Below are 13,168 nucleotides of genomic sequence, written 5' to 3' on the forward strand. Positions count from 1 at the left end.
CACTGAAAATGGGAGACCTGGCCATAGATTTCTGCGGCGAATGGTATGAGCCGACGGACGAGGACATCTTCAGCATCGGCCGCGAGGGCGACCTGGAGGTGGATGACAACCCGTACCTGCACCGGCGCTTCCTGCAGATTGCCAGGTACGACGGCATCTGGTGGCTCAGCAACGTGGGCAGCATGCTCTCGGCAACCGTGGCCGACGGCTCCGGCGGAATGCAGGCCTGGCTGTCCCCGGGCGCCCGCCTGCCGCTGGTCTTCAGCCACACCACCATCATCTTCACGGCCGGGCCCACCACCTACGAATTCGCCGTCCACCTGAAGACGCCGTCGTTCCGGCAGGAGGCTCCCGGCGATTCGAGTGCCGGAGACACCACCATCGGGCCCGTGGTCTTCACGGACTCCCAAAAGGCACTGATCGTGGCGCTGGCCGAGCCAATGCTCCGGCGGGAGGGAACAGGATTCAGTGCGATTCCGTCCTCCGCGGCCGCCGCCAAGACCCTCGGCTGGGCGCTCACCCGGTTCAACCGGAAGCTGGACAACGTGTGCGACAAGCTGGACCGGGTCGGCGTGGCCGGCCTCCGGGGAGGCGGGGGAAAGCTTGCCACCAACCGGCGCGCCCGGCTCGTGGAGCATGCCGTCACGTCCCACCTCGTGACCGCCGATGACCTGTACCTGATTGAAAAAATGAGAGGGACCGACGAAGGATGAGAATCCGACTGACGCTTCGCCGGGACCCCGCGGACGCCAAAGACCTCGCAGTCACCGTGGACGGGCTCGCCACCGTGGCGGACATCGCCACGGAACTCTGGACCGCAGACCCCGGCCGGCGGGATGAGCCCGCCCCGCCGAACCTCTCGCTCCGGATCGACGAGGCGTTCGTGGCCGGCGGGATGCGCGGCATCGTCCTCGACCGCGCCGACAACCTCCTGGAATCGGGCCTGCGGCCGGGATCGGTTGTTTCGCTGACCCAGGTCAGCGAGCAGTTCGGAGTTCCCGGAGCAGGCGGCGGTCCGGCCCCCGGACGCGGACCCGCAGCCGCCACCCTCCGTATACTTTCCGGGCCCGACGTCGGCCGGGAGTTTTCGCTGCCGTCCGGCACCAGCTACATCGGCCGGGACCGGGACGTCGACGTCAGGCTCACCGACCCCCTGACGTCAAAGCGGCACGCACGCATCACCGTGGGGGAGAGCGTCGAGATCGTCGACACCAACTCGGCCAACGGCCTCCAGATGGACGGGCTGCCCGTCACCCGGGCCACGCTGAATTCTTCGGACACCGTGACGTTGGGCGACACAGAGCTCACCGTGGTGCCGCTGGCCCGCAGCGGCGCGGCCGCTCCGACGTCGCCCCTTGTTGACTTCAACCGTTCCCCGCGCGTGGTTCCCCGGTTCAACCCGTCAAAGCGGGTGCCGCCCGCGGGGCCAAAACGGCAGGACCACCACCCCTTCCCGTACATCATGCTGGTAGCCCCGCTGATGATGGGGGCCGTCCTCTTCGCCGTCACGCAAAGCCTGATTTCCATGCTTTTCATGCTGATGATGCCGCTGTTCATCGTGGGGCACTACGTGGACCAGAAACTGCAGGCCAAACGGGAACGCAAGGAACAGCTCAAGCAGTTCCGGGAATCGATGGCCGCGTTCCGGCTGGACGTCACCGAGCTGCAGCGGGTGGAACGGGCCGTCCGGTTGCAGGAGGCGCCGTCGGTCAGCGACACCGTCGATTCGATCTACAAGCTTGGCCCCCTGCTCTGGACCCACCGGCCCGAGCACCAGGGGTTCCTGGGGCTCCGGTTCGGACTCGGCACGGTGCCGTCGCGGGTGCCGCTCGAGGAGCCGAACTTCAGCGAAACCGAAACGGAGTACCGGCGCGAAATCGAGGACTGCCTGGACCAGTTCCGCGAGATTGAAGGCGTACCGGTGGTCTCCCAGCTGCGGTCATCCGGCTCGTTCGGCCTCGCGGGCTCCCGCGGGCTCGTCGACGACGTGGCCAGGGGCATGGTGCTGCAGCTCGTCGGCCTGCACTCGCCGGCCGAGGTCGCGGTGGCGGCCATCACCTCCGCCCGGTCGAGGGAACGCTGGAACTGGCTGCAGTGGCTGCCGCACGTCGGGTCGAGCCACAGCCCGCTGACCGGCGACCACCTCGCGGCCGGCTCTGCCAGCGGTGCCAGCCTCCTGGCCCGGCTGGAGGACCTCCTGGAACTCCGCGAAGCCGCCCTGCAGTCGGCCGGCCCCGTCCACCGGCCCGGCATCCATGAGGAAACCGGGGATGTCCCCGCCCCGGTGCTGCCCTCGGTGCTGGTCATCATTGAGGACGACGCCCCGGTGGACCGGGGGAGGCTCACCCGCCTCGTGGAGCGCGGGCCCGACTCCGGGGTGCACGTTCTGTGGGTGGCCACCGGAGTGGAGGCCCTCCCGGCCGCGTGCCGCGACTTCATGGCGGTCGACGGCGAACACGGCACCACCACCGGGCAGGTGAGGCTGGGGCGCCACACCTACCCCGTGAGCTGCGAAAGCCTCGACGCCGGACTCGCCGGCCAGCTGGCGCGCATGCTGTCGCCGGTGGTGGACGCCGGAAAGCCCCTGGAAGACGACTCGAACCTGCCCCGCGCCGTCTCCTACGCGGCGCTCATCGGCAAGGACTTCCTGGACAATCCGCAGGCCGTCGCGGAACGGTGGCAGGAAAACAACTCGGTCCGCACCATCGCCGTAGCGAACCGCAAGGACAACGGGTCCCTGCGGGCGCTGGTGGGGTCCAAGGGCGTCGAGCCGCTGTACCTGGACCTCAAGAATGAGGGCCCCCACGCGCTCGTGGGCGGCACCACAGGCGCCGGCAAGTCCGAGTTCCTGCAGTCCTGGGTCATGGGCATGGCCACCGCCTACAGCCCGGACCGGGTCAGCTTCCTCTTCGTCGACTACAAGGGCGGCGCCGCGTTTGCCGACTGCCTGCACCTGCCGCACACCGTGGGGCTCGTCACGGACCTCTCGCCGCACCTCGTGCGCCGCGCGCTGACCTCGCTGCGCGCCGAACTCCACTACCGGGAGCGGCTGCTGAACCGGAAGAAGGCCAAGGACCTGCTGGCCCTGCAGCGTGAGGCGGACCCCGACGCGCCCCCGTACCTGGTGATCGTGGTGGACGAGTTCGCCGCCCTCGCCACCGAGGTGCCCGAATTCGTGGACGGCGTGGTTGACGTCGCCGCCCGCGGCCGGTCCCTCGGGCTCCACCTGATCCTCGCCACCCAGCGCCCCGCCGGCGTCATCAAGGAGAGCCTGCGCGCCAACACCAACCTCCGCGTGGCGCTGCGCATGGCCGACGAGGACGACGCGACCGACATCCTCGGCGTGCCGGATGCCGCCTACTTCGACCCCTCCATTCCGGGCCGGGGCGCCGCAAAAACCGGGCCGGGCCGCATTCAGGGCTTCCAGACCGGGTACGCCGGCGGCTGGACCACCGAACGGCCGCAGCGCCCGCAGATCGACATTGTGGAAATGGCGTTCGGTTCCGGCCCCGCCTGGGCGACGCCGGCTCCGGAGTCCCCGGTCAAGGAGGAGCCGTCCGGTCCGAACGACATCGCCCGGATGACGGCCAACGTCATCCGTGCGGCGGACCTGCTGGCCATCCGGCCGCCCCGCAAGCCGTGGCTGAACGAACTGGCCATGACCTACGATTTCTCCCTGCTGCCCAACCCGCGCACGGACGAGCGGCTTCTGCTCGGCGTTGCCGACGATCCCGCCCGCCAGGACCAGCCCACGGTCTTCTACGAGCCGGACAAGGACGGCAACATGGCCATCTACGGCACGGGAGGCTCGGGCAAGTCCGCCGCGCTCCGCGGGATCGCCATTGCTGCCGCTGTCACCCCGCGCGGCGGCCCGGTGCACGTCTACGGGATCGACTGCGGTTCCGCCGGGCTGAAAATGCTCGAAGAGCTGCCGCATGTCGGCGAGATCATCGACGGCGACGACGTCGAGCGGGTAGGCCGGCTCCTGCGCTGGCTTCGCGACCTGGCGGAGGACCGGTCAGCCCGCTTCGCCGAGGTCCGGGCGTCCACCATCGTGGAGTACCGGAAACTCGCCGGCATGCCCGACGAGAAACGCATCTTCGTGCTCGTGGACGGCATGTCAGCCTTCCGCGAGACGTACGAATACAGCCGCCTGTCTGCCTTGTGGGACCTCTTCCTGCAGCTGGCAACCGACGGCCGTCCCCTTGGGATCCACCTCGTCGTCACCGGTGACCGCCCCAACTCCGTGCCGCCGTCGTTGCTTGCGTCCATCCAGCGCCGGCTGGTGCTGCGCCTGTCGTCCGAGGACGACTACATGACGATGGACGTCCCGAAGGACGTCCTGGGCAAGGCCTCGCCTCCCGGGCGCGGCCTGCTGGGTAGCCATGAGGTGCAGCTCGCCGTCCTGGGCGGCAACTCCAACTTGGCGCTGCAGGCGCGGGAGGTCCACAAGCTCAGCGAGGCCATGCTGCGCCAGGGCGTCGAGAAGGCCCCGCAGATCGAGCGGCTGCCGGAGCAGGTGGACCTGGACATCCTTCCGGCCGGCCGGCCGGACCTGCCCGTGATCGGCGTCGACGACGAAACGCTCCAGCCTGCCGCGATCATGGCCAAGGGCCCGCTCCTGCTGGCCGGTCCGCCGGGCGCGGGCCGGACCGTGGCCCTGGTGACCCTCGCCTACGCGCTGCGCCGGTCCAACCCCGGGACGGAGCTCGTCTACATCGCGTCGCGGAAGTCGGCTGTGGCCTCGCTGCCGGTCTGGGACCGTTCGCTCGTGGGTCCGGACGACGTCGAGGAAGCGGTCGAGGCACTGACCGACCATTCCTCGGCCAACCCCGGGAAACTTGCCATCTTCATCGAGGGCCTCACTGAATTCACGGGGACCCTTGCGGAGTCGGGCGTGGAGCGGCTGGTGGCGGCCTCCATCAAGGCCGACCAGTGGGTGGTCGGGGAGTCCGAGACGTCCACGTGGTCCTCGGCCTGGTCGCTGGCCCAGCCCTTCAAGTCCGGCAGGCGGGGCCTGCTGATCAATCCGGGCGATATCGAGGGAGACAGCCTGCTCAATACCTCGCTTGGACGGGTCAGCACCGACTTCATTCCGGGCCGGGGCTACATCGTGGGGAGGGGCAAAGTGCGCAAACTCCAGATTGCTCTGCCTCCGGAGAGCCGGACGTAAGGGATTTGCTACCCCCGCCGCCCTGTAGGAAGATACCCGAGACAAGACTCGGTGCGTGGACTGTCCTGCGCAGCTGCAAAGGAAACCAATGATCCGACTCCATTTCCTGCGGACAACGCTGGCGCCCGGACTCGCTGCCACGGCGCTGGCCTTCGCCGCGGCGGCCGGCGCGGCGGGGCCCGCGCACGCCGATCCGTTGTGCCTGCCCACACAGGACTGCTCAACCGGTTCGCCGACACCGACGCCTGAGCCGTCGAAGGCGCAGCCTGCAAAGAAGGCGCCGGCCCCCGCGCCGGCACCGACGGTCGCTCCGGCTCCTCCCGTGGCCCCCGCACCGGCTGCACCCGCTCCGGCCACGGGGCAAACGACGGTGACACCGTCCGCGACCGCCACCCGCACGACGTCGGCCCGCGCCACTGCCAGTGCCTCGCCGAGCCGATCGGAATCCAGCCCGACGGCCGAATCCAACTGGAACAAGCCGATTGAAAAACCGGCGAAGGCGAGCCACGCAGCGGCCGTCAGCACCGGCGACGAGGGCCCCGGCGGATCCCTGGGTGTCTTCGCCATCATGGGAGGCGTCCTGCTGGTGGGCTTCGCCGGACTCGTGTTCGCCCTGTGGAGCCGGAACCGCCTCTCGGGCCACTGGTGAGGCAAGATAGGTCTGTGAGCACAGCATCAGGCCCCGCAGACAAGGCAGCTACCGGAACTGACCAGCTCGAGCCGGAAATGATTCCGCCGGAGTCGGTCCGTGAGGAATACGAGAACCTGGCGGACCTCGTCCGGAAATACCGGTTTGCGTACTACCAGGAGGATGAGCCGCTCGTCTCGGATGCCGAGTTCGACACCCTCTTCCGCCGGCTGGAGGAACTCGAGGCGCTGCACCCCGAGCTGGTGTCCAACGATTCACCCACCCAGGAGGTGGGCGGGGAAGTGTCGGCGGCGTTTGCCGCCGTCGAACATCTCCAGCGCATGTACAGCCTCGAGGACGTGTTCTCCCTCGAGGAACTCGAGGCCTGGATCGCCAAGGCCGAGGCCGGCATTGCCAAAGTCGGCGACCACCAGGTTTCTTGGCTCACCGAACTCAAGATCGACGGCCTGGCCGTCAACCTGCTCTACCGCGACGGCAAACTGGTCCGCGCAGCCACCCGCGGGGACGGCTACACCGGTGAGGACATCACCCACAACGTCCTGACCATCAAGGAAATCCCGCAGCAGCTGACGGGCGGAAATTTCCCGGCCGAGATGGAGGTCCGCGGCGAGGTCTTCATTCCGTCCCAGGCTTTCGCCGACTTCAACGAGGCACTGATTGCGGCCGGCAAGGCGCCACTGGCCAATCCCCGCAACGCGGCGGCCGGCTCGCTGCGCCAGAAGGACCCGGCGGAAACCGCCAAGCGTCCGCTGCGTATGTACGTCCACGGCATCGGCGTCCGCGAAGGGCTGGAAACGGTCAGCCAGTCGGACACGTACCGCCAGCTCGCCGAATGGGGCCTGCCCACGAGTCCCTACTTCGAGCTTCTTGGCAGCCTCAAAGAGGTCCTCGATTTCATCAAACGCTACGGCGACAAGCGGCACAGCCTCACGCACGAAATTGACGGCATTGTGGTCAAGGTGGACGATTTCGCCACCCAACGGGCCCTCGGGTACACGTCCCGTGTGCCGCGCTGGGCCGTCGCCTACAAGTATCCGCCGGAGGAAGTCCACACCAAGCTGCTGGATATCGCAGTGAATGTGGGGCGCACCGGAAGGGTCACACCCTTTGGCGTGATGGAGCCCGTCAAGGTGGCCGGCTCCACCGTGGGAATGGCCACCCTGCACAACCAAGACGTCGTCAAGGCCAAGGGCGTGAAGATCGGCGACATCGTGGTGCTCCGGAAAGCCGGGGACGTCATCCCGGAGATCGTGGGCCCGGTGCTGGCGCTCCGGGACCAGCAGGACCCGCCGGTGCGGGATTTTGTAATGCCCACGGAATGCCCGTCCTGCGGAACACCGCTTGCTCCCGGGAAGGAAGGGGACGTGGACATCCGCTGCCCCAACGCACGCTCCTGCCCGGCGCAGCTGCGCGAACGCATCTTCCATGTGGCCAGCCGCGGTGCCTTCGACATTGAGGCCCTCGGCTGGGAGGCAGCCATCGCCCTGACCCAGCCGGCCGAACCGGAAACTCCGCCGCTCACCAGCGAGGCCACACTGTTCCGGCTCACCCGCGAGGACCTCGCCGGAGTCCGCATCCGGCGTGAGAAACGGTCCAAGGGTGTGGGCACGGGCGAATTCGAACTCGTGCCGTACTTCTACAGCAAGGGCACGGCCAAGTCACCGTCGAAGCCGACCGCCACCACCGAAAAGCTCTTCAACGAACTGGAAAAGGCAAAAACCCAGCCGCTGTGGCGCGTTCTGGTGGCGTTGTCCATCCGCCACGTCGGGCCCCGGGCCTCGCGGGCCCTTGCCACGGCATTCGGATCCATGGCCGCCATCCGGCAGGCTTCCGAGGACGAACTCGCGCACGTCGACGGTGTGGGCCCGGTGATCGCCGCGGCCCTGAAGGAATGGTTTGCTGAAGACTGGCACCGCGAAATCGTGGACACCTGGGCCGCTGACGGCGTGCGGATGGCGGACGAACGGGACGAATCCACCCCGCGCACACTCGAAGGGCTGACCATCGTGGTCACCGGAACCCTGCCGGGCTTCAGCCGGGACGAGGCCAAGGAAGCGATCCTGATCCGCGGCGGCAAGGCTGCCGGTTCGGTGTCGAAGAACACCAGTTACCTGGTGGCCGGCGAAAATGCCGGCACCAAGCTGGACAAAGCGGAGCAGCTGGGCGTTCCCGTCCTCGATGAGGACGGGTTCCGGGAACTGCTGGCCAACGGACCGGCTGCCGGGGCTGCCGAGCCGGAGGGTGCTCCGCAGGATCCGGACGACGACGGGAACGGTACCGAATGAGCACGGATCCTTCTGAACTGCTCGGCGTGGCCAAGGCAGCCGCCGCGGCCGGCGCCGCCGTGCTGTCCGCCCGGAGCAGCGGTTCGCTGGCGGACGGCACCGTCAGCAACAAGGGCGAGGCGGGCGACTGGGTCACTGCATTTGACGTAGCGGCCGAGAACGCGGTCCGCAGCGCCATCCGCGGCGCCCGCCCGCAGGACACCATCACCGGCGAGGAGCACGGGACCACCCGCCCCGAGAATCCCAGCGGGCTCCGGTGGTCCATTGACCCGCTGGACGGCACCACCAACTTCATCCGCAACATCGTCTATTACGCCACCTCCGTCGCAGTTGCCGACGCCGACGGCGTGTGGCTGGCCGGCGTCGTCAACGCCCCGGCACTGGGGCGCGTGTACTACGCCTCCAGGGGCCACGGTGCCTGGCTCGAACAGGACGGCCACCGCGTCCAGCTCACCGGTCCCGTGTCCGGCCGGGCCGGCCAGATCCTGGCCACCGGGTTCAGCTACGATCCGGCGGTCCGGGCGGAGCAGGCGGGGGCGCTGGGCGGCTTCATGGAGGGGTTCGCGGACATGCGGCGGCTCGGTTCGGCGGCCCTGGACCTTTGCCTGGTGGCCGATGGCACGCACGATGCGTTCGGCGAGCGGGGACTCAACGAACATGACTTTGCCGCCGGAGCCCTGATCGCCGAGGAAGCCGGCTGCTGGGTGCGGCGCCCCCGGCTCACCAGCCCGCTGAACGGCGGGCCGTCTGATGAGGAACGCCTCACCGCGTGGACGTGCGCGGGAACGCTGGAGATGTCCGGCAAGTTTCCGCTCTGAGACACTGCTCACCCGGCCTGCCAGGCCGGGCCTGACAACGTCAGCCCGGGGGCGGGGTCAGGTTGTAGCGCGAAATGATGTCCGGCAGCCAGGGTGCTTCGGCGAAGTGCAGCCCGTAGTCGGACGCCAGTTTTTCGATGACCGCGGGGTCCGGCAGGCCTGCCTCAATTTGGTCCGCGACGCCCCAGAAGAAGTGCTCAAACCCGGCGGGGCTGATCACTTCGATCATGCGCGCAGGAACTTTGCCTGCGTTCCACATGGTGTGCAGCTCATTTCGGGGCTTGGTTATGTATCCGCCCGCACCGAGCACAGCCTCGCGGTCACCGGAGCGGAAGCCTATTTCTCCCTCGAGGACGATTGAGTACTCGTCTTCACGCGTGTGGATGTGTGGCGGTACGAGCGCCCCGACCGGAAATGGGTGCTCCACGATCGAGAGCTGCTGGTTTGTGTCTTCCCCCAAAAGTTTGAAGACGACGCCAATGCTGCCCAGCGTCCCTTCGCGTCCCTCACCAGGCTGCACGACGGTAAGCCGCGGAGCCTCCTCATGTCCCATGATCCTTCCCTTCGTTTCGCTCTGCCGGTGTTCATCGAATTATCTTGCTGCCACAAGGCGGTGTACATAGCTTTTGGCTTCCGGCCAACGAGTGATAGATCAGTCACGGAAACAGCTGTTTCGCGCTGCGCACCCGGCCGCTGGAACTAGCATTGACGGGTGCAGCCGCAGATCATTGTCCGTCCAACCGTCCCCGCCGATTACGAGGCGATAGCCCGGATCACCCGCGATTCCTATCTGGCGGCGGGATACTTCGACAGCGCCGACCACCCCTACATGAAGCAAATCCAGGACGTGGCCAGGCGGGCGGCGCAGGCCACCATCTGGGTGGCAGAACGGGATGGCCGGATTGTGGGGTCCGTGACGCTGGCCGTTGCCGGCGAGCCGTATGCGGACATCGCCCTCGACGACGAACTCGAATTCCGGATGCTGGTGGTGGACCCGGCCGTGCAGCGCAGCGGTGCCGGACAGGCACTGGTGGAGGCGATCATCGCGCACGCCAGGTCGCTGGACGGAATCCGCGCCGTGGCCCTGACCACCGGCGGGACGTGGGAGAGCGCCCACGGCCTGTACCGGAAGACCGGTTTCCGGCGGGTCCCTGAGCGTGACTGGTTCGTGCCGGACACCGACATAAAGCTGCTGGTTTTCCGGCTGGACGTCTAGCCGCCCTAGAGTGGTGCCGACTCATTTCCCCCGCCCCATTCCCCGGCTGCCAAACGCGTCGGCTGGCATGCGGCCCCAGTGAAAGGCGCACCATGCGCAAGACATTCGGCACCGGTTCCGTCTGGGAACAGACCCTTGGCTATTCCCGCGCAGTCCAGGTGGACAACACGCTGTACATTTCCGCCACCGCCGCCAGCGGTGAGGACGGCATCGTCGGCAGCGACTTCTACGAGCAGACCAAGTACATCCTCCAGAAGTTGGAAGCGGTCCTGTCCGACGCCGGCTTCGGGTTCGCCGACGTCGTGCAGTCCAAGCTGTACCTGACGGACATCACCAAGTGGGAAGACGCCGGCCGCGCCCACGGCGAGGTGTTCGGCGAGATCCGCCCCACGCTGTCCCTCGTGCACGTGCTGCCGTTCCTTGACCCGAAGATGCTCGTGGAGATCGAACTCGTCGCCCAGAAGAGCACCAGCTAGATAAGCGCGAACGTACACTTGAGGCCGCTTTCCAGTCGCGATTCAGGGGCCTCAAGTGTTCGTTCGCGCCCTTAGGAAGCCGGGAGGCCGTAGCGGTGTTCGGGGCGGCCCGTGGTGCCGTAGCGGAGCTGGATCTCGACGGCGCCGTCGTCCGCCAGCGAGGACAGGTACCGCTGGGCGGTGGCGCGGGAAACGCCCACCCGCCCGGCCACCTCGGCGGCGGAATACTGTTCGCCCGGCTCCAGGGATTCCAGCACTGCCGCCTCCGTGGCGGACCGCGGCCTGGCCGACGGCGACACGTCGCCGGGGATGAGCGCACGCTTTGCCCGCTCCACGGTGTCCTGGTCCAGCGACCCCGGCTGGGCCAGGATCCGCCGGTACCGGGCATAGGACCGCAGCTGCTGGGACAGGGACTCGGCAGTGAACGGCTTCAGCAGATAGCCGAGGGCGCCGCGCCGGAACGCCGTCCGCAGCGAGGCGGCATCAGAGGCCGCGCTCAGGATCATGGTGTCCACGTCCAGCTGATGCAGCAGGTCCAGGCCCGAGGCGTCGGGCAGGTACACGTCCAGCAGTACCAGGTCCGGCCGAAGGCTGTGGATGGACTGCAGCGCCAGCGACGCCGAACCCGCCGGCGGCAGGGCAAGGAACCCCGCCACCGAGTCCACGTAGGCCGCATGGAGTTTGGCCACGTGGAAATCGTCGTCCACAATCAGCACCCTGTAATCCTCAGACATCATCGTCCCATCCTCGCCTTTTCCTCAGTCTTTGCGCGCCGTGGTGGTGCCCGGCAGCATGGCCATGAAAACGGCGCCCGGCCCGCCCGGGCCGCCGGGCTCCAGCACCCTGACGTCGCCACCGCGGCGCCGCGCCAGCTGCCGCGCGAGAGCCAGCCCCAGGCCGTGGCCCCCGGCCGAGCGGGCGGGGCCACCCGCAGAACTGACCTGGCCACCCGCCGTCGTGAATCCTTCGGCGAACACGGCCTCCGGGTCGGCGGAGTCCGGCAGCCCGTCGCCGGAATCGGCGACGACGATGTGCAGGGTCCCGCCGTCGTCGGTCGGTTCGTCGAGCAGCTCCAGCTCCACCCAGCGCTCGCCGGCAGAGCCGGCCACCGCCGCGTTGACGGCGTTGTCGATCAGGTTTCCGAGGACCGTGGTGACATCCTGCGGATCCGTCACCTGGCCGCGCACGAGAGTCTCGGGCCCGATCCGCAGCGTGACGCCGCGTTCGTCGGCCTCCACGCCCTTGGCCCCGATGAAGGCCTGGAGGTAGGGATCCTGAAGCAGTTCGGCCTGGTCCACCGGGAACTTCAGGGGCCCGGTGGCTGCGAGCCGCTCGAGGTACTCCCGCGCCTGCTGGTGCTGGCCGATGCTCATGAAACCCGCGATCGTGTGCAGCTGGTTGGCGAACTCGTGCCGCTGCGCCCGCAGGGCCGAGGACATGGTTCCGACGGCGTCGAGCTGGCGTGTCAGCTGCTGCAGCTCGGTGCGGTCGCGCAGCATGACCACCCAGCCAAGGTCCTCCTTGCGGTGCAGGGCCTTGCGGGCACTCGCCACCAGGACCTGACCGCCGGCGATGAGCTCCACGGCCTCGCCTTCCCTGGCGTCAGCCTGCGTGAGAGCCTTGAGCTGGGGAGGGACCGGTGCCGCCTTCCAGAGGCTTCCGGACAGGTCCGGCTGGCCGAGGAACCGCTGGGCCGCGGCGTTGAAGACGCTGATGCGGCCTTCCGCGGAGATGCCGACCACGCCCTCATCCACGCCCTCCAGCACGGCCACCTGGTCGTGGACCAGGGTGCTGATTTCCTCGGGTTCGAGGCCCAGGGTGAGCCGCTGCAGCCTGCGCCGGAGCAGGAACGAGGCCAGGACGCCCGCCAGCAGTGAGCCGGCTGCCGTCAGGACGATGGGCCCGATGTCCCGGCGCAGGCTCTGCCCGATGGTCTCCGTGGAATAGCCGACGCTCACCTCGCCCACGACGCTTGGAGACGCACCGCCGGAGCCGGAACCGGGCGCAAACACCGGCACTTTCGCCCCGGCCGACGGCCCCAGCGTTCCCGTGTTGCGGGTGGTGACTTCGCGGCCGGCGAGCGCCTCGGACGGGTCCGTGCTGACCCGCTCGCCCAGCCGTTCGGCTTCGGGGTGGGCAAGCCGGAGTCCCGTCTCGTCCGTGACCACCACGAAGAGGGCGCCGGTGCGCGTGCGCGCCCCCTCGGCCGCCGCCATGAGCGGACCGGCCAGCAGTTCGGCCGGCGGGGGAGTGCCGGCCTGCCGGCTGATGGCCTGCACCTCGGCCCTGACGGACGGGTCCGAAGCCACTGTCCGGGCGAGCGTCAGCGCCTGGTTTTCCGCCTCGCGGCCCAGGCGTTCATACGTGAGCCATGCATGCACCGCGCCGCTCAGGAGCACCACGAGCAGCACCACGCCGAGCTGCAGGAGCAGCGTCTGCGTGGAAAACCTGAGTGGCAGCCTGCGGGCGGGGCTCGTCATTGGACTCCTTGGACGGGATGTGGGCGGGGCTTGTGCGCACGCCGCCGGGGTGCGTGAGCAGAATGCGCAAA

The 13,168-nt window shown here is 68.4% G+C and carries 10 protein-coding genes; 7 read left to right on the forward strand and 3 right to left on the reverse strand.

The features are described 5' to 3' along the window. Positions 1–8 precede the first annotated feature (8 nt). The 5 genes from J7I89_RS19855 to J7I89_RS19875 all read left to right on the forward strand — a co-directional run bounded on the left by J7I89_RS19855 (position 9) and on the right by J7I89_RS19875 (position 8,925). On the forward strand, positions 9–713 hold the full coding sequence (locus J7I89_RS19855; protein WP_056629415.1) for a hypothetical protein: 705 nt from the start codon (positions 9–11) through the stop codon (positions 711–713). Then, on the forward strand, positions 710–5,173 hold the full coding sequence (locus J7I89_RS19860) for an FtsK/SpoIIIE domain-containing protein (protein WP_214973758.1): 4,464 nt from the start codon (positions 710–712) through the stop codon (positions 5,171–5,173). Before J7I89_RS19855 ends, J7I89_RS19860 begins: the two co-directional genes overlap by 4 nt. 88 nt (positions 5,174–5,261) lie before the next feature. Then, a complete protein-coding gene (locus J7I89_RS19865) occupies positions 5,262–5,822 on the forward strand; it encodes a hypothetical protein (protein ID WP_214973843.1) in 561 nt (186 codons plus the stop codon). Between the two features lie 14 nt (positions 5,823–5,836). Then, positions 5,837–8,107: an NAD-dependent DNA ligase LigA gene (gene ligA, locus J7I89_RS19870; RefSeq protein WP_214973760.1), complete on the forward strand. Its 2,271-nt coding sequence runs from the start codon at positions 5,837–5,839 to the stop codon at positions 8,105–8,107. Beyond that, positions 8,104–8,925 (forward strand): inositol monophosphatase family protein, encoded by an 822-nt coding sequence (locus J7I89_RS19875; RefSeq protein WP_214973762.1) that lies wholly within the window; start codon positions 8,104–8,106, stop codon positions 8,923–8,925. Before ligA ends, J7I89_RS19875 begins: the two co-directional genes overlap by 4 nt. 40 nt (positions 8,926–8,965) lie before the next feature. On the opposite strand, the gene J7I89_RS19880 is transcribed toward J7I89_RS19875, so the two are convergent. Further along, entirely contained in the window at positions 8,966–9,478 is a 513-nt protein-coding gene (locus J7I89_RS19880) for a cupin domain-containing protein (RefSeq protein WP_214973764.1), read from the reverse strand. 159 nt (positions 9,479–9,637) lie between these two features. Between J7I89_RS19880 and J7I89_RS19885 the strand changes: the two genes are divergently transcribed. Beyond that, entirely contained in the window at positions 9,638–10,141 is a 504-nt protein-coding gene (locus J7I89_RS19885; RefSeq protein ID WP_214973766.1) for a GNAT family N-acetyltransferase, read from the forward strand. Between the two features lie 92 nt (positions 10,142–10,233). Next, entirely contained in the window at positions 10,234–10,617 is a 384-nt protein-coding gene (locus tag J7I89_RS19890; protein ID WP_214973768.1) for a RidA family protein, read from the forward strand. A gap of 71 nt (positions 10,618–10,688) precedes the next feature. Here the strand turns inward: J7I89_RS19890 and J7I89_RS19895 are convergent, their stop codons facing one another. Then, positions 10,689–11,351, reverse strand: a complete 663-nt coding sequence (locus J7I89_RS19895; RefSeq protein ID WP_214973770.1) for a response regulator — start codon at positions 11,349–11,351, stop codon at positions 10,689–10,691. A gap of 24 nt (positions 11,352–11,375) precedes the next feature. Then, a complete protein-coding gene (locus tag J7I89_RS19900) occupies positions 11,376–13,097 on the reverse strand; it encodes a sensor histidine kinase (RefSeq protein WP_214973772.1) in 1,722 nt (573 codons plus the stop codon). Positions 13,098–13,168: the final 71 nt, after the last annotated feature.

The organism is Arthrobacter sp. ISL-5, assembly GCF_018613835.1.
Classification (GTDB): Bacteria; Actinomycetota; Actinomycetes; order Actinomycetales; family Micrococcaceae; genus Arthrobacter.

Excerpts from the sequence above, each read along its gene's own strand:
- J7I89_RS19865 (WP_214973843.1), top strand. The coding sequence starts at position 5,262 with ATGATCCGACTCCATTTCCTGCGGACAACGCTGGCGCCCGGACTCGCT.
- J7I89_RS19895 (WP_214973770.1), bottom strand. The coding sequence starts at position 11,351 with ATGTCTGAGGATTACAGGGTGCTGATTGTGGACGACGATTTCCACGTG.
- J7I89_RS19880 (WP_214973764.1), bottom strand. The coding sequence starts at position 9,478 with ATGGGACATGAGGAGGCTCCGCGGCTTACCGTCGTGCAGCCTGGTGAG.
- J7I89_RS19890 (WP_214973768.1), top strand. The coding sequence starts at position 10,234 with ATGCGCAAGACATTCGGCACCGGTTCCGTCTGGGAACAGACCCTTGGC.
- J7I89_RS19855 (WP_056629415.1), top strand. The coding sequence starts at position 9 with ATGGGAGACCTGGCCATAGATTTCTGCGGCGAATGGTATGAGCCGACG.
- J7I89_RS19900 (WP_214973772.1), bottom strand. The coding sequence starts at position 13,097 with ATGACGAGCCCCGCCCGCAGGCTGCCACTCAGGTTTTCCACGCAGACG.
- J7I89_RS19860 (WP_214973758.1), top strand. The coding sequence starts at position 710 with ATGAGAATCCGACTGACGCTTCGCCGGGACCCCGCGGACGCCAAAGAC.
- J7I89_RS19875 (WP_214973762.1), top strand. The coding sequence starts at position 8,104 with ATGAGCACGGATCCTTCTGAACTGCTCGGCGTGGCCAAGGCAGCCGCC.